The 16,731-nt window shown below is 65.5% G+C and carries 14 protein-coding genes; 5 read left to right on the top strand and 9 right to left on the bottom strand.

The genetic code is table 11. From position 1 onward, the window contains the following. Nucleotides 1–38: 38 nt before the first annotated feature. Nucleotides 39–1,142: an acetylserotonin O-methyltransferase gene (locus LZC95_25440; GenBank protein ID WXB00146.1), complete on the top strand. Its 1,104-nt coding sequence runs from the start codon at nucleotides 39–41 to the stop codon at nucleotides 1,140–1,142. 157 nt (nucleotides 1,143–1,299) lie between these two features. On the opposite strand, the gene LZC95_25435 is transcribed toward LZC95_25440, so the two are convergent. Beyond that, entirely contained in the window at nucleotides 1,300–1,656 is a 357-nt protein-coding gene (locus LZC95_25435) for a four helix bundle protein (protein WXB00145.1), read from the bottom strand. A gap of 380 nt (nucleotides 1,657–2,036) precedes the next feature. On the opposite strand from LZC95_25435, the gene LZC95_25430 reads away from it, so the two are divergent. Continuing rightward, entirely contained in the window at nucleotides 2,037–2,393 is a 357-nt protein-coding gene (locus tag LZC95_25430) for a four helix bundle protein (protein WXB00144.1), read from the top strand. Between the two features lie 202 nt (nucleotides 2,394–2,595). On the opposite strand, the gene LZC95_25425 is transcribed toward LZC95_25430, so the two are convergent. Together LZC95_25425 and ade are read right to left on the bottom strand one after the other, a co-directional pair. Beyond that, nucleotides 2,596–3,774 (bottom strand): patatin-like phospholipase family protein, encoded by a 1,179-nt coding sequence (locus LZC95_25425; protein WXB00143.1) that lies wholly within the window; start codon nucleotides 3,772–3,774, stop codon nucleotides 2,596–2,598. A 20-nt stretch (nucleotides 3,775–3,794) separates the two neighbouring features. Further along, the gene (ade, locus tag LZC95_25420; GenBank protein WXB00142.1) at nucleotides 3,795–5,483 is read right to left on the bottom strand and encodes an adenine deaminase; all 1,689 of its coding nucleotides are present in this window, start codon (nucleotides 5,481–5,483) and stop codon (nucleotides 3,795–3,797) included. A 42-nt stretch (nucleotides 5,484–5,525) separates the two neighbouring features. On the opposite strand from ade, the gene LZC95_25415 reads away from it, so the two are divergent. Continuing rightward, nucleotides 5,526–6,119 (top strand): hypothetical protein, encoded by a 594-nt coding sequence (locus tag LZC95_25415; GenBank protein WXB00141.1) that lies wholly within the window; start codon nucleotides 5,526–5,528, stop codon nucleotides 6,117–6,119. Here the strand turns inward: LZC95_25415 and LZC95_25410 are convergent. The 3 genes from LZC95_25410 to LZC95_25400 all read right to left on the bottom strand — a co-directional run bounded on the left by LZC95_25410 (nucleotide 6,042) and on the right by LZC95_25400 (nucleotide 11,907). Next, on the bottom strand, nucleotides 6,042–7,496 hold the full coding sequence (locus tag LZC95_25410; GenBank protein WXB00140.1) for an MFS transporter: 1,455 nt from the start codon (nucleotides 7,494–7,496) through the stop codon (nucleotides 6,042–6,044). The two genes, LZC95_25415 and LZC95_25410, sit on opposite strands and share 78 nt — an antisense overlap. Before the next feature lie 127 nt (nucleotides 7,497–7,623). After that, nucleotides 7,624–10,815, bottom strand: a complete 3,192-nt coding sequence (locus LZC95_25405) for an efflux RND transporter permease subunit (protein ID WXB00139.1) — start codon at nucleotides 10,813–10,815, stop codon at nucleotides 7,624–7,626. A gap of 24 nt (nucleotides 10,816–10,839) precedes the next feature. After that, entirely contained in the window at nucleotides 10,840–11,907 is a 1,068-nt protein-coding gene (locus tag LZC95_25400; GenBank protein WXB00138.1) for an efflux RND transporter periplasmic adaptor subunit, read from the bottom strand. Between the two features lie 108 nt (nucleotides 11,908–12,015). Between LZC95_25400 and LZC95_25395 the strand changes: the two genes are divergently transcribed. Beyond that, the gene (locus LZC95_25395) at nucleotides 12,016–12,669 is read left to right on the top strand and encodes a TetR/AcrR family transcriptional regulator (protein ID WXB00137.1); all 654 of its coding nucleotides are present in this window, start codon (nucleotides 12,016–12,018) and stop codon (nucleotides 12,667–12,669) included. Between the two features lie 68 nt (nucleotides 12,670–12,737). Beyond that, on the top strand, nucleotides 12,738–13,745 hold the full coding sequence (locus tag LZC95_25390) for a hypothetical protein (GenBank protein WXB00136.1): 1,008 nt from the start codon (nucleotides 12,738–12,740) through the stop codon (nucleotides 13,743–13,745). A 149-nt stretch (nucleotides 13,746–13,894) separates the two neighbouring features. On the opposite strand, the gene LZC95_25385 is transcribed toward LZC95_25390, so the two are convergent. The 3 genes from LZC95_25385 to LZC95_25375 all read right to left on the bottom strand — a co-directional run bounded on the left by LZC95_25385 (nucleotide 13,895) and on the right by LZC95_25375 (nucleotide 16,619). Then, nucleotides 13,895–14,710, bottom strand: coding sequence for an aminopeptidase P family protein (locus LZC95_25385; GenBank protein ID WXB00135.1), 816 nt, complete (start codon nucleotides 14,708–14,710; stop codon nucleotides 13,895–13,897). Nucleotides 14,711–14,720: 10 nt separating this feature from the next. Then, nucleotides 14,721–16,046, bottom strand: a complete 1,326-nt coding sequence (locus tag LZC95_25380; protein ID WXB00134.1) for an aminotransferase class III-fold pyridoxal phosphate-dependent enzyme — start codon at nucleotides 16,044–16,046, stop codon at nucleotides 14,721–14,723. A 105-nt stretch (nucleotides 16,047–16,151) separates the two neighbouring features. Then, nucleotides 16,152–16,619: a hypothetical protein gene (locus LZC95_25375; GenBank protein ID WXB00133.1), complete on the bottom strand. Its 468-nt coding sequence runs from the start codon at nucleotides 16,617–16,619 to the stop codon at nucleotides 16,152–16,154. Nucleotides 16,620–16,731: the final 112 nt, after the last annotated feature.

Here is a 16,731-nt window from a genome sequence, read left to right as displayed (position 1 = left end):
CACGGAACCCGAAGCAAAAAGATTAGAGTACGCCGGACATGTCCGACGGACCGTACACGCCCCCGCCGAACCCCGGTCGTTTCGTGGTGCAGAGCATGCTCGCGCTGCGGGCGGCCGTTCTCAAGGTGCTCGACCTCATCACGCCCCCCGAGCTCACAGTCGTCGAGCACACCCTCGCGGTGATGCGCACGCAGATGGTCCACGTGGCCGCCAAGCTGAAATTGGCCGATCACCTGGAAAATGGCCCCCTGGATGCGCCCGAGCTCGCTCGGCGGACGGGCGCCCACCCGGACGCGCTGGAGCGCATGATGCGGGCGCTGGTTCAGATCGGCGTCTTCCGCCGCGAGCGGGACGGGCGCTTCGGCAACAACCGCGTCTCACGCGTCCTGCGCGCGAACGCCCTGGGCGGGCCGGCCTTCCCGGAATATTTCGGTGCCTCCTACCATGCCCACGCGTGGGCCGAGTTGGAGCACACAGTGATGACCGGCAAAAGCGCCTTCGAGCGGGTGCACGGCACGTCGTTCTGGGGTTACTTCGAGAAGCACCCCGATCAAGGCGCCACCTTCGACGAAGCCATGTCGCGCATCACCGAGTTGGACACGCCCGGCGTCGCGGCCTTGCCCGTCTTTCGCGAGGTGAAAAAGCTTTGCGACGTCGCCGGCGGTAGCGGAATGCTCCTCGCGGGCATTCTGGCCAAGCATCCCCACCTCTCGGGCATGCTGTTCGACCAGCCCGCCCGCCTCGAAGACGCGCGCGCCCGCCTGCGCCAGCGCAACGTCCTCTCGCGCTGCGAGTTCGTATCGGGCGACTTCTTCGAGGCCATCCCCGCGGGGGCCGACGCCTACTTGCTCAAGGACATTCTGCACGATTGGGACGACGCGCGCAGTCTCACTATTTTGAAAAATTGCCGCCGCGCGATGAATCCGAATCACCGACTCCTCATCGTAGAATTGCTGGTGACCGACCAACCCGCATACCCCATGGTTCATTTCCTCGACATGGAAATGATGACCGTCCTGTCCGAGGGCCGCCAGCGCACCGAGGTCCAGCTCCGAGGGCTTCTCGACGAGGCGGGCTTCGACTTGCGCACCGTGCACCCGCTTCCCGGGCTCTCCACACTTCTCGAGGCTACGGCGCGGTAGTTGTCGGAATCGGATTCGGAATCGGAATCGGAATCGGAATCGGATTCGGATTCGGAATCGGATTCGGAATCGGAATCGGAATCGGATTCGGAATCGGATTCGGATTCGGAGGGGCGCCGGGGAGCGGGACGGCGTGGTCCGGCTCCCCGGCGGCGCGCTATCGCGTGGCGCCGAGGCGATGAAGCATCGCCGCGACGCGATTGAGCAACTCCTCGCCGGGTTCGATTTCGTGGGGGCGGATGTAGCCCCAGGCGACTGCGACGCGCAATGCGACGCGCGATTCGCTGTTCGAGCCGGCGGCGGTGGAGAAACGGGCGATGCGATGGCCGCCTTGGCTACGGTCGCCTTCGGCGATGTTTAGCGCGATGGAGCTAAGGGAACGTCGAAGTTGCTCGCCGAGATCGCGGTCGCAGCGCCGGATATGGGCAACGGTGGGGCGAAGGAGCTCGATGGCTTGAACGGCCAGCTCGAGGACGTGGAAACCAAAGGGGCGGTGGGGCGGTTTTGCTTGCATGCCCCCCCGAGCGAAAGAAGCGTGACAGCGCCCTCGCTGTCGAAGGCCGCCGTGTGGGGGGCGCTGGCGCGCTTCTTTCGCGTTCGGGCAGGCAAGCAAAACCGACCCGCCGCACCGGCTTCCGATCGAGCGCGAGGTTCGACTTTCGCTGCAGCACGACGCGGCTCCGATGCCCTACGACTACGCAGCTTCGCTGGCGCACGACGACGCAGCTCCGATGCCGGAGGTGGACTCGGATTCGAAGGCTGCTCTCGACGTGAATCCCGGTGCGGCGGGGTGTTCTTGCTTGCCTGCCCGGGCGCGAAAGAAGCGCGCCAGCGCCCGTCGTGGCTCGGCGATCGAGGCCAAGGCGCTGTCACGCTTCTTTCGCTGGAGGGGGCATGCAAGCAAGAACACCCCACCGCCCCTCCAAGTTTCAGGTCCTCGAGCTGGCGATTCAAGCCATCGAGCTTCTTCGTCCCACAGTAATGCATATCCGTCGCTGCGACCGCGACTTGGGCGAGCAGCTTCGAAGGGCCCTCAGCTCCGTCGCATTGAACATCGCCGAAGGCAATCGTAGCCAAGGCGGGCACCGCATCGCACGCTTCTCCACCGCGGCAGGCTCCAACAGCGAATCACGTGCCGCTCTGCGCGTTGCGGTCGCCTGGGGCTACGTCGACGCTCACCAAATCGAAGGCGGCGAGCGATTGCTCGACAAAGTCGCCGCCATCCTTCACCACCTTGGCGCTATGCGCTAGCGCGTCCGTCGGGGAGCTGGGCATTCACCGCCCAGCTCCCCGCCACCGCCCGCGCCGCTGATTCTGAATCTGAATCTGACTCGGATTCGGAATCGGATTCGGATTCGGAATCGGAATCGGAATCGGAATCGGATTCGGAATCGGATTCGGATTCGGAATCGGATTCGGAATCGGATTCAGACCCAGATCCAGATTCAACCCGTCACGCGAGGGAGTCGCGGGGGGTCCACATGGACTCGAAGAATGCGCACAATTCGTCGTGGCGCGCTTTGGCGTCGAGCCACCCCAGATCGATCAGCTCGGACGCGAATTCCCCGTCGAAGAGCACGTACGACAGCAAATCGGACTCCGAATCGCCGCCCGCTTCGGCGAGGCGCCGCATTACACGCGCGAGCGGCCCGCCTACGCGGCCCTGGAACTTTGGCGAGCGCACGAACTCCACGCTCATCTTGCCGATGTCCTCCGAGGCGCGCACCAGAATCGTCGACAGTGGACGGATTTTGGGCGGTGCGGTGCGGCCGAGCTCCTCGTTGATGGCATCGACGAAGCCTGGACCGAACCGTCGCGTGCCCGCCGACAGAAGGCGATTGATGCCCTCGAGGCGCGCCAAGTCGGTGTCGAGTCGGTCGAGCAACAGCGAATTGAGCGCCTTGCCAAAAAGCAGCAGTGGCCCCGGGCGCGGTTCCTCCTCCGCGGTGGCATCGCGGCCGTTTTGCCGGATGTAACGCGGATTTACGATGAGCAGTCCGTCGGCGCCGAGACGCCGTGCCGGTGAGAGTGGCACGTTCTGGCGCAGGCCGCCGTCGCAGTAGTACTGCCCATCGATGAGCACCGGCCGGAACAAAATGGGAATCGCTGCCGACGCCAGCGCATGATGCTCGGTGAGGATCGCTGCGCGCGGCTCGAGGGTCGGCTCGTGGCCCCAGGCCATGAGCCCCGGCTCGCCGCGTTGCACGAACACGATGGTCTTGCCGCTCGCCACGTGCGTCGTCGAAATGGTCACCGCGGTGAGCATCCCGCGCGCCAAATTGTCGCCGATGCGCGCAAACGGAATTTTGTCCGCCACGAGCTTTTCCAGCCCGCTCGTGTCGAGCAGTGCGCGCGATCCGGCCAAGAGCCCGCGCAAGTCGGACTTGACGAGATCGCCCACGCGCAGTTCGCGCCACACGTCCACGAGGCGCTGCGCCCGATCGCGTGGCTCGTCGGCATATGCAGCAAGGCCTGCGACATTGAGCGCGCCCACCGACGTGCCGCACAGAATGTCGAGCGGCACGTCGCGCCCCAGTGCCCGCGACACCTCTTGGAGGAGATACGCCACGACGCCCACCTCGTAAGCACCCCGCGCGGCACCGCCGGCCAGGATGAGGGCGACTCGTTTCATGGTCACGGGGGCGGGAGACGTCATGCGGCGCGCACGTCGATCAACTGGAACGCATCGACATCCATGAGACCTCGGTCGGTGAGCTTGAGCGACGGAATGACCGGGAGGCTGAGAAACGCGAGCTGGAGAAATGGCTCCGGAAGTTCGCAGCCGATCTCCTTGCTTGCATGATGCAATTTCCCCAAGGCCCGCTCGATGAAAATCGGCTCCTCGGGGGACATGAGTCCGCCAATGGGTAAGCCGAGGTGCGCGTGCACCGCCCCGCCGCCGACGACGCAGAACCCACCGCCGCTGTCGATCAACGTTGCGAGCGCCATGCGCATGTCGGCGGTGTTGCTCCCGACGACGATGAGGTTGTGGCTATCGTGCCCCACGCTCGATGCGATGGCGCCGCGGAAGTTGCGCCCGAAGCCGCGGACGTAGCCGTTGGCCGGCCTCGAGCCGTGCCCATAGCGCTCGAGCACGGTGAGCCTCGCGACGCCCTCGGCATCGTGCGCCATGACGGCGCGATCGGTGAGAATGCGCCCCTCGCGCACGCCGATGACGTGCACGCTGCCCGAGGGGCCTTCGAGATCGCGCGCTTCGGGAACGTGCGCCTTCATCGTTCCGCGCGCTGCAGCGCCCTCGCGTGCATCGGCATCGCCCGAAAGATCGAGCTCGCCCACGGGCGTGCCGGCGACGAGCACGTCCGAGATGGCACACGTCGCGACGTCGTCGAGCAAGATCAAATCGGCCACGTGCCCTGGCGCAATGGCGCCGCGCCGCACGAGCCCGTAGTGGCGCGCCACGCTGAAGGACGCCGCACGGTAGGCCACTTCCGGGGGCACGCCGTATCCGATGGCCCCTCGCACCAAGTGATCGATGTGCCCCTCGCGCGCGATGTCCAGCGGGTTGCGATCGTCCGTGCAGAAGCCGATGCTCGTCGACGTGGCCATCGTGAGCAGCGGCGCCAGCGCGCGCAGATCCTTGGCCACGCTGCCCTCGCGGATCCATACCGCGATGCCCTTGGTGAGCTTCTCCTTCGCCTCCTCGTACTCGGAGCTCTCGTGGCAGCTGGAAATGCCCGCGGCCGCGTAGGCCGAAAGATCCCGCCCGCGCACCAGCGGGCAATGCCCATCGATGCGCCGTCCGGCGAAGGTCTCGAGCTTCGCCAGCACGGACGGATCGGCATGAAGCACGCCGGGCACGTTCATCATCTCGGCGAGGCCCAAGGTCTTCGGGTGATCCAGCAAGGTGGCCAGGGCCGCGGCGTCGATGGTCCCGCCGCCGTTGGTCTCGAAGTCGGTCGCCGGCACGCAGGAGCTGAGCATCACGCGCAGGTTCAGCGCCATGCCGCGCGACGCATCGAGGAAATAGCGAATGCCACCGAGGCCGATCACATTGGCCAGCTCGTGCGGATCGCAGATGGCCGACGTCGTTCCGCGCGGCAGCACCGCACGCTGAAAGTGGTGCGGCGTAAGGAGGGAGCTCTCCAGGTGCACGTGGGCATCGCAAAATCCCGGCACCACGGAGCGGCCGCGCCCCTCGATGGTGCGCGTGGCCGAGAGCCCGGGCTCCAGCCCCACCAGGAACCCATCCTTGACGGCCAAGTCCCCCTGGTGCCACGTGCACGAGAACACATCGAGGTACCGCACGTCTTTGACCACCACGTCGCACGGCACGCGCCCTTGCGCTGCATCGATCAGCCGAGCCAATTTCACCGCATCCATCTTCGTAGTGTACCAAGAATCGGGCTCGCTTAAGATGCGCGCATGACCCGTCCCCCGAAGTCCCTCGTCCACGTGGTTGGCCTGTTTGCTTTGGCCACCGTTTTCGCATGCGGCGGCAGCTCGAACACGACGGCACAAACGCCCTCGTCGTCGTCCACGACCGTGGAAGTTTCGGCAAGCGGGGCGAGCGTACGCACCCTGCAGATTGCGCCGGACTCGCTCCGGGTGGACAAGGTGGGCGGGCGCGATGCGTACCTCTATCCCGATGGCCTGCTCGATCTTGCGTTCGTCGTGGACGTGACGGGGCCGCTTGCGGCGCTCTTCCTCATGTCGACGGACGAACGCGGCGAGCCTGACAACTTCTTTCGCGTGAACACGATGATCGGGACCGAAGAGGCGCCGCAGATGTTCGGCGGCACCCTGGAGCTCGGCCGTATGTCCTCCGGGCTCGGCGTCATGGAAGAAGGCAAGTGGATCAACAAGGCCAACGGCTCGGTGACCATCCCCGCGGGCCAGCACCACCTGACGCTCTACACGTCGAACATGGGCGGGCTGCAGTCAGGTCGTCATCTTCGCGTCTTCGGTGTCCTGTCCGACAGGTCCGTCATCAAGGGCCCCATCCTGACGCTCCCTTAGCGACGCCTCCCCCTGACCCAGGCGCAGGGGCGGGAAGAACAACGCCAGCGCCAGGGCCGACGCCGCCATCGCCGCGATGATGCGGAAGATGGTCACCAGCGACGTTTCCAGCTGCGCCGAGATGCGGCCCATCAACGCCGGATCCAGGTGATGGCCGTGCTCGGGGCCCATGATCTCGGACAGCAGGCGCGGGTCGGCGAGGCCTGCGAGGCCGCCCGCGAGGATCGCACCGAGCGCGCCCACCGCGATGGATCCACCGATGGTGCGGAAGAACGAGCTGGCCGCGGTGGCTTGGCCGCGCTGCCGCCACGTCACGCTCTCCTGCAACACGAGGATGATGGGCGTGTTGGCGAAGCCGAGGCCCAGGCCGAGGAAGAACATGATGGCGTAGAGCACGCCCGGCGCGGCCACGTTCGCGATCTCCACCGAGAGCACGACCAGCGATGCCGTCGCCAAGGTCCAGCCGAAGATCATGATCGTGCGGTACGAGAGACGCGACAGAATGCGCCCCGTGAGGGTCGCCGCCAGCGGCCAGCCGATGAGCAGCGGCGAGAGCATCGAGCCCGCCGTGGTGGCGCTCGTGCCCAAGATCCCTTGCAGGTACAAGGGTAGGTAGGTCACCACCGACATCATCGTCGCGCCCACCACGCCGCCCAGAATGCACGACAGGCCGATGACCTTTTGCCGCAACAGATCCAGCGGGATCACCGGCTCTTCGGCGCGGCGCTCGACCAGCATCATGATCACGCCGAACCCGATGGCGAGCGGAATCGTGATCGCCGGGGCCACGCGGCTCGTGCCCAACAAGAGCGACACGACCATGGCCGTGACGACCAGCGCGCCCGGGATGTCCAGCTTCGCCGGGCGCTTCGCCACCGACTCGTGGAAGGCCACGACATAGAGAAACGCCGCCAAAACACCGACGGGAACGTTGACGTAGAAGACCCACCGCCACGAGAGGAACTTCACCAGGAGGCCGCCCAAGAACGGCCCGCTCATGCCCGCGATGGCCCAGACCGCGCCGAAGATGCCTTGGATGCGCGCGCGCTCCTTCACCTCGTAGATGTCGCCCGCCACCGTGAACGCGAGCGTCTGCAGTCCACCGGCGCCGAGCGCTTGCAGCCCGCGGAAGGCGATCAACTGAACCATCGACTGCGAGAGCCCGCTGGCCATCGAGCCAATCAAGAACAGCGTGATGCCGACCATCATGAGCGATTTGCGCCCATAAATGTCGGACAGCTTGCCGTAGATGGGCATCGCCACCGTATTGCCCAGCAAGTACACCGCGCCGACCCACCCGTACAACTCGAGCGCCCCGAGATCCGCGACCACCGTGGGCATCGCCGTCGCGACCACGGTGGTTTCCATCGCTGCCATGAACAACGAGAGCAGGATCGCGGCCGTCGTTACCGCACGATTCGTACGTTTTGGAGAAGACATTGCGGATGCAGATAGGTTCCTGCTCGCGCCAGGCAAGCCGGACGGCCCAAAGAATAGCTTTTGTCTACTCGCCAGGCATCGGGAGCGATTGCGGCGGGGCGATGGCCACGTCGAACTCGCCCGGGCCCTTTAGCCGGAAAAGTTTGCGCAGCCAGCGCGACGCATCATCGAAGAGCGAATACGCAACGGGCGTCGCAAGCAGTGTCAGCAGCAGCGACAAGATCTGTCCACCGACGACCACACCTGCGGTGGCCCGGTTGTAACCGGCGCCGACGCCCTTGGAGAGGATGAGCGGGATCATCCCCGCCACGAACGCCAAGGTGGTCATCAAAATGGGCCGCAGACGATCCCGATTGCCTTGCAGAATCGCCTCGAGCCGCGGCATGCCGGCGCGCCGCAGTTGGTTCGTGTGGTCGATCTGCAGAATGGCATTCTTCTTCACCACCCCGAAGAGCACCAGGATGCCCAGCATCGAATAAATGTCGATCGCCTGCTTGAACAGAATGACCGACATGAACGCGAACGGGAGGGTAAGCGGCAGGCTCAATAGAATGGTGAACGGGTGCAGCCAAGACTCGAACTGCGCGGCCAGCACCAGGTACATGAAGACGAAGGAGAGGCCGATGGCCAGGGCGAAGTTCACCATCACGCGCCCCATCTCGCGCGTCTGCCCGGTGGGGGCGGCCACGTAGTCGGCGGGGAGCTTTTCTTCGTCGATGATCTTCTTCAGCTCCGAGGCCACGGCGCCTTCGCCCACGCCGGGAATGACGTTTGCGAGCATGGTGACCACGCGCTGCCGATTCAGATGGCGGATCTCCGCCGGCCCCGTGCCGCGCCGCAGTTCGACGACGTCGCTCAACGGCACGAAACCGAGCCTCTGCGAAGGCACCGTCAGCAGCCGCAGTCCGTTCATGTCGGCGCGGTATTGCGGCTCGGCGCGCACGCGCACGTCGTACTGCTCGCCGTGCTCTTCGTAGTTCGACACCTCGTCGCCCTCGACCAGGAGGCGCAGCGCGTTCGCGATGTCCGACACTTGCACGCCCAGATCGGCGGCGCGCCCGCGGTTTATGTACACGCCCACTTCGGGCTTGCCCAGGATGAGCGAGGAGTCGACATCCACCGCGCCGGGCACCTTGCGGAGCTTGGGCAGCACGTGCGACGTCACCTCCTCGAGCTTTCGCAAATCGGGCCCGCGCACGGTGTACTGGATCTTCGCCGTGGAGAATCCGCCGCCCGAGAACGCGCCGATCTCGGAAATGGTGATGCGCAGATCCTTGGGTTGCTTGGGAACCACTTCCTTGCGGAACTGGTTCATGATCTGTTCCTGCGTCTGCTCCGGGCGGAACGCGGGATCGGTCAGGCGCACGTAGATGCGCGCGGCGTTCTGCGTCTTGCCCGAGTCGCTGCCCACCGTCACCAATGTGGCATGCACGGTGGGGTAGGCGCGGATGTCCCGTGCCATGCGCTCGCCAATGAGCTCCGTCTGCGCCAGGCTCGTGCCCTCGGGCGCGCGTACCACGACCTCGAACTGGGCGTCGTCGTTGCGCGGGAGAAATCCCTTGTTGGCCTTACCGGCGAGCGGCCCGCAGGAGCCGAGCGTTACCAGCGAAAGCACCACCACGATCCACCGGCGGCGCATGACGAAGCGCAACATGGCCATGTAGGCGCGCTCGATGGGCCGATAGAAGAAGTTGACCACCCGTTCGCCCAACGGCTCCTTGCGCTCCTCGTGAATGCGCGCCGTCTTGTCCCCCGAGGGGAGGCTGCCGCGCTCGTGCGCCTTCAGCCAGCGCGAGGCCATCATTGGCGTAAGGGTAAAGCTCACCAGCAGCGACACGGCGATGGCGAAGGCCATGGTCACGCCGAAGCTCTTGAGGAAGCGCCCCGGGATGCCGCCCATGAAGGCCACGGGAAGGAAGACCGCGATGAGCGAGAGCGTCGTCGCGAGCACCGCGAGGCCGATTTCCTGGGTGCCCGTGCGCGCGGCCTCCTCGGGCGATTGCCCTTTTTCTTCGACGTGCCGATAGATGTTCTCCAGCACGACGATGGCGTCGTCGATGACGATGCCCACGGCCAGCGCCAAAGCGAGCAGCGTAATCGTGTTGAGCGTGAAGCTCTGGATCCACATCAGCGCGAAGGTGCCGATGATGCTCGTGGGGATCGCGATGGCCGCGATGATCGTGCTTCGCAGGTTCCCCAAGAACAGGAGCACCACCAACGCCGCGAGGATGGCTCCGATGATCAAGTGCTCGTGCACCGCATCGACGCTGGTGCGGATGACGCCCGAGTCATCGCGCACGACCTCGAGCTGGTAGCCTGCGGGGAGCGTCTTTTTCAGCTCCTCCATGCGTGCCTTGACGGCGTCGACCACCTTCACCGTGTTCGAGCCCGATTGCTTGCGCACCTGCAAGGTGACCGTGCGCCGCCCATTGAGCTGCGCCGCGGTCTCGCGTTCCTCGGCCCCGTCCTCGACTTTGGCGACGTCCTTGACCCGAATGGAATGGCCCGCCACCTGGCGCACCACCAACTCGCCGATCTCCTGCGGCCGCTCCACGCGCCCGTGGATGCGCAAGGTGAGCTGCTCCGGTCCCGTGTCCACGCGGCCGCCCGGTGTCGTCAGGTTCTGCGCGCCGATGGCCCGCTGCACGTCCAGGGCCGTGATCCCGGCACCGCGCAGCGCGATGGGATCGAGCCACACGTTCACCTGGCGCTCTTGCCCGCCGATGATCTGAACCTGGCCCACCCCGTCGATGGCCTCGAACAGGCGCCGGATGCGCTTGTCGGCGAACTCGGTGACCTCCTGAATCGGCTTGTCGGGTGCGTTGAGCGCCAAATAGAGGACGGGCTGCGAATCGGGATCGAGCTTTTGCACCGTGGGCTGCTCGATGTCCTTGGGCAGATCGGGCAAAATCAGATTGAGGCGGTCGCGGATTTCCTGCGCCCCGATGTCCGGGTCTTTCTCGAGGATGAACGTGATGGTCACCAGCGAAACACCCTCGGTGGTGATCGACTGCAGCTCGTCGATGCCGCTGACGGTGTTGACCGCTTCCTCGACCTTCTCGGTGATCTCCGTCTCGACGTCCTCCGGCGCGGCCCCGGGAAGGCGCGTGGTCACCGTGACGATGGGCAGGTCGACCTTGGGGAAGCGGTCGACGCCCAATTGCACGTAACCGAAGGCACCCACGACGCAGATGACCAGGATGAGGACGGTCGCAAAAATGGGGCGCTTGATGCAGATCGCCGCAAGCCACTGCATGAAAGGTTGCCTCTCTCGCTGCTATTACTGAATTCGAACGCCGTCGCGGATGTCGGGTCCAGGTTCGGCCACGATGCCATCGCCGCGGTTGATGCCGCTCACGACGGCGATGAGACCGCCCTTTTCCTCCCCGACCTGCACGAGCCGCTCGTTCGCGCGGCCGTCGACCACCGCGAAGATGCGCGCGGTGATGCCCTCGCGCTTCAGCGCGCTCACGGGAACGGCGGGAACGGGGTGTTCGCTGAGCAGCAATTTGGCCGTGGCGAACATGCCCGGACGAAGCTTGCCCACGCCGGCGGGCTTTCCGTCTTTTCCTTTCGGACCTGGATTCGGCACGATGGCCTCCACCACGAGGTCGCGGCTGGATTCTCGGATGTGCGGGCTCACGTACCGCACGGTGCCGGAGAACTTCTCGTCGCCGAACGCGGTGACGCTGAAGGTGAGCTTCATGTCGGGCTGGATCATTCCGGCCTGCGCCTCGGGCACGGTGAGCTCGAGGCGCAGCGGATCCGGCGCGTAAATGGAGGCGACCTTGGTTTCGGGCTTCACGTACTGCCCGACGCTGACGTAGCGCTCTCCGATGACGCCATCGAACGGTGCCCGGAGGTTGCTGTCGCCCAGCAACTTGCGCGCGTTCTCGTGCTGCGCCTCGGCGGCGGCCAGTGACCATTGCGTCGACGAGCACTGCGACGTCGTCCGGTCGTACTCGGCTTGCGAAATCGCGCTCGTCTCGAGCAAGTGCTTCACGCGCTCGCACTCGCGCTGGGCTTGCTCCAGGTTGGCCTTCACCTGGTTCGACTGAGCTTCCGTGGCGCTGACGCTGATGACGGCGGCCCGCGAATCCAGCCGCGCCAGCGACTCACCCTTGCGGACCGCCTGACCACGCTCCACGAACGTGGCCAGCACTTTTCCGCTGGCATCGGCCGCGATGTCCGACTCCTGGTTCGCCCGCAGTGTGCCAATGAGCGTGAGGTATTCCGGCATCGCCTGCTCGGTGACCTGCACCACGCTGGCGTGCACGACCGGATCTTCTTTGGAGACCGGCTCGGCCTTCGCTTCCGATCGCTTGCACGCGCTCATGCTCGGAGCCATCGCAAGAGCAATGGCGCACGACACGACGGCAGAGAATGGGCTAGAAGTAGGCGGAATGCGCATGGGGTGTTGTGGGTTAACTAACCAGGTGGTTACATAGCGTCGCGCGTGAACAAGGCCAAGCAGAACACGGTTAAGAAGTATGAAGGGACCGCTCCGCGCGAGGCTCGAGAGCCGCGTGCGCGCGATCCCGAGCGCTCACGGGCGCGCATCCTCTCCGCGGCGATGAAAGAGTTCGCGCTGCGAGGGTTTGCCGGCGCCCGTGTGGATGCGATCGCCAAGCGGGCGCGCATCAACAAGCGGATGCTCTACCATTACTTCGGAAACAAGAAGGAGCTCTTCGAGGCCACCATCTTGGCCATCCAGGCCGACAAGGAGCAGATCATCGAGGCTGGCCCGCAGCACGTCCAGGACATGCTGCCCTACATCTACGACAACTTCGGCAGCAAGCGCGACTGGATGCGTATGATGCAGTGGGAGGCGCTCACCTACGGCAGCCGCGAGGTTCCCTCGGAAAAGATGCGGGCGAAGCTCTTCAAGCCCGGTTTGGACCGTGTGGCCAAGGCGCAACGGGAAAATGGCCTTCTCCGGGAAGAGAAGACCGAGCTCGCCATGATGGTGCTCATGGCCCTGGCCAGTTATCCACACCTCATGCCGCAGGCCGCCCGGATGCTGACGGGGCACGCCCCCGACGAGCCGCAGTTTCGCCGGAGCTACTCCGCCTTACTGCGCAGGATCATCGGTTACCTTACGCGCCCGTGATATAGCGCATTACCCGCCCGCGTTTGGCGATACTCTGGGTGGGTTGCTGCTGTCGAGCTAGGTTCCCGATGTCCGACCGTCCCCCCCCCGATCCCGAGTCACCGTTTGCGCGGTTTGCTGCCCTCGTGCGGCGTGAACTCGGTGCCGAGGACGTGCGCGTCCTCACGAAAGACCCCGAGCCCCAGAGTCCCGCTGCCAACGTGCTTTACGCGCGCCTTTCCGATGGCACGGGCATCGCGGTGACGTTTTCCACGGCCCCCAGGAACCCCACGGCGCTCCGGCGCCGCCTGGACATGCTGGTGAACACGTTCACGCAGTTGATCGGGGAGCACGCGAAGCCACCCGCGCGCCTGTCCATTTCCCGCTCGCTCCGAGAGGAGCTGCGGGCGCTGGCCACGCGCACCCAGGCGGTGGAAGCACTGGTCCTGGACGCCCACTCGCCGGTGGTCTGGGGCGCGACGCACCAGCGCGGGCCGCTGGAGGAGCCCCCGGAGCTCAGCGCGGTGCTTCACGTCGTCGATCCGCTGGAGCCGTTCGCCTCGGTCACGCCGCTCTACCGCGACAAGTCCGAGCAGCCTCCGCCGTCCTCGGATCTGGGGGCGGACGACGATCTGGCCGAGCTGGTCGAGTTTCCGCCGCCTGCGCCGCTGCCTGCCCCGCGGCTGGCCGACGTTCCGGGTCCGGTTGCGGTCCCGCCGGAGCCGAGCCAAACGCAGGTCACCGAGCCCAAAGGCCCGGGGTCCTTGCCCCCGCCCGATCTCCGCGATCTGGTGCCCGCCGCCCAGCGCGCCCTGCGCGAAGTGCGCAGCCTCCCCGGGATCGACAGCCTCCGCAAGGGCCGCCCCATCCGCGAAACGGTGCGTCTCGCCGACTTCGGCTACGTGGCGCAGTCGTTTGCGACCATCTACATCATCGTGCTCGTCTTCGAGTCGCCCTTCGACGAACTCCGCGCCGAGCGCGCCCTCAACGACGCACTCCCGCGCATCGAGCGCTTGGTGCTGGCGCTGCCTCCTCTGGATCCCACGCCCGAGCCCCGCGCCAACGCCGTCGCCCTCCGCCGCCCCCGCCGCCGCTAGGGGAATCTGAATCTGATTCGGAATCTGAATCTGATTCGGAATCTGAATCGGACTCGGAATCGGACTCGGATTCGGATTCGGATTCGGATTCGGATTCGGATTCGGACTCGGATTCGGATTCGGATTCAGATCCAGATTCGATCCCCCACCTACGCCGCGGCGCTCCACCGCCGCACGTGCGGCAGATCATCGTCCAACCAAAACGCGTCCGTCTCGGTGACCACCAGGAGTTCTTCGAATTTGGCCCCCACGGCGCCATGTCCCAGATGCGGCTCCACCGCCCATAGACCCGGGGCGGGCGGGTGATCTGAAAACCGGCTTGGCCCCCAGAACGGCGACCAGCCCGCACGCGTCCCCACCATCACATCGCCCAACATCGTCCGCAGACTGCGGACTCCGAAGCCCGCGACCGTCCACCGAGGTACGTCGTTGCGGACCACGTCGACCCTGTGGGCGAGCACCCCGAAGGGGTAGCGGCGGTGCCGGTTCGTGTGGCCTTGTTGCGCGAGCAGCGCGTCCACGTCTCGATAAATCGCGCGCAGCGACTTGCGCGCGCGCACGCCTGCCAAAATGAGCGAGCGGTACGCTTCCAAATCGGCGAGCAAACGCGCGTGCACGGCGTTTTCGCCGAGGCAGCCTGCGTAGCCGATGTCGGCTGCGTAGTTATCCACGACGGGCGCCACGTCGAGGATGTACGGCATGTTCGGTTCGAGCTTGCGGTCCGTTGGGAAAAACTGGTGCGGAAACCGAAAGCCACGGAATGCCGTCCGATCGCCAAACCAGGCGAAGGGCCTATGCAGCCAATCGTCGACGCCGCGCCCCACGAGCCACGTACGCATCGCCGCTACGGCGTCGCGTTCCGTGATGCCCGGTTGCAGGCTCGCGCCGATTGCTTCTGCGCAATCGTACGCGAGCCGCTGCACCGCTCGAAATCGCCCGAGATCGCTGTCGGAGACGTGGTTCACGTCCCGGATGTTACGCCTTGACGGATTTGTCCACGAGCGAAAGCGCCGAATCGATGATGGCGAAGCCCTCGGCGAGCTCCTCTTCCGTCACCGTCAGCGGCGGATTCGTCATGATGCCGTTCCACCGGACGAAGGTGTAGAGGCCCTTCTCCTTGAGGTGCGCGTGGACCGCCTTCATCTCGTCGCTCGTCCCGTTGTACGGGGCCATCGGCTCGAAGGTCTTGCGGTCGCGCACCAGCTCCACCATGCCGAAAAGGCCGATGGAGCGCGTCGCACCCACGCACGGGTGCTTCTCGTACAAGGCCTGATGGTGCCGTTTCATGCTCTCGCCCATCTTGGCCGCGCGCTCGATGAGACCATCTTGCTCGTACACCCCGATCGTCGCCAACGCGGTGGCACAGCCCATCGGATGGCTGTTGTACGTCAGCCCCGCGAAGAACACGTTCTTGTCGAAATGGTCTGCGATGCGACGTCGCAGCCCGACGGCGCCGAGCGGCACGTAGCTGCTCGTGAGGCCCTTGGCCATCGTGAGGATGTCCGGCGTCACCTTCCAGTGATCCACCGCGAACCACTTGCCCGTGCGTCCGAAGCCGGCCATCACCTCGTCGCAGATCAGCAAGATACCGTGCTTGTCGCAGATGGCGCGAAGGCCCTGCATGTAGCCATCCGGCGGAATCAGGATGCCGTTGGTGCCGACCACCGTCTCCACCAAAATGGCGGCGATGTTCTTGGCGCCCTCGAACATGATGACTTCTTCCACGTCGCGCAGCGATTCGCTCACCGGCTCCGGGTCTTTGCGCGCCCACTTGTGAAAGTCCGGGAAGCGAACCACCCCGGGGATGCTCGGCTCCGCCGCCCAGCGCCGCGGATCGCCCGTCAGCGCCATCGCGGCCGCCGTGCCTCCGTGGTACGAGCGGTAGCGCGCGAGGATCTTCGACCGGCCCGTGTACATGCGCGCGATCTTGATCGCGTTCTCGTTCGCCTCGGCCCCGCCGTTGGTGAAGAAGAACGCATCGATGTCTCCCGGACAGAGTTCCGCCAACTTCTTCCCGAGCCGCGCGCGCGGTTCGTGCGCCATGAACGGGTTTGCATACGCAAGCTTGGCCGCCTGCTCCTGAATCGCCTTGATGATCCGCGGATCGCCGTGGCCGGCGTTCACGCTCATTAATTGGCTATTGAAGTCGAGGTACCGCTTTCCATCGGGCGTATAGAAATACGAGCCCTTGGCGTGGGAAACGGGGATGGGATCCACGGCGGATTGCGCGGACCACTCGAACATCGTGTGCTTCTTGGACAACGCGACGATCTCGTCTGCGCTGAGGGCTTGGTCGCTCATGATGCGTACGACGATGTACCCCTCGGGGCCCTTTAGCAAGCACGCTATTTTGACGCGCTAGGTGGCGCGCGTCGCTGCGCGGAAGCCCAACTCCGCATCGCGGAGTCACTCGTTCGACATGTGCACGCGGAAGGTGATGCGAGGCGAGCCTTCCGTCGGCTTCTTGAACTGCGCCGCCTCGATGCGCTTCACCAAGCACGGCACTGCGCCTTGTCCGAACGAGGTACCGCCGACCTTGTCGCTCTTGAGCACCGTGCCTTTGGGCCCGATCTTCGCGGTGATTTCCACGCGCGCGTTGGGCGTCGCCTTGCCGTCGATGCAGGCTTTCAAGGTCGATCGCATGCCCGCGATGGCTTCGTCGAAGCCCGGAATCTTTCCTCCGCTCAAGGTCGCATCCACGCGCGGCACCAGGCCTGCGGAGTCCTTGTTCTCGTTCGACCCCGACGCATCGAATCCCGGAGGCGGCGGCGCACCGGGATCGCTGCTGGCATCCCCCGAGGTGAGTGCCGCCTTGCCGCTCCCTCCGTCGGGGGGCAAGACGACGGGCGGAGGGGGCGAGGAAGTCTGCGCCACCGGCGGACCCTTTGGGCCGCCCCAGTCTTCCTGGACGCACGCGACTCCCGAAAGCGCAGAAAACGCCAGAACCGCAACTGAGAAGACAATGCCAGCGTACGCCATGGCTCCT

This window comes from Sorangiineae bacterium MSr12523 (assembly GCA_037157775.1).
In the GTDB taxonomy this organism is placed as follows: Bacteria; Myxococcota_A; Polyangia; order Polyangiales; family Polyangiaceae; genus Pendulispora; species Pendulispora brunnea.
The sequence above is the reverse complement of the archived record's forward strand: the minus strand, read 5'-3'. Positions and strand labels throughout refer to the sequence as shown.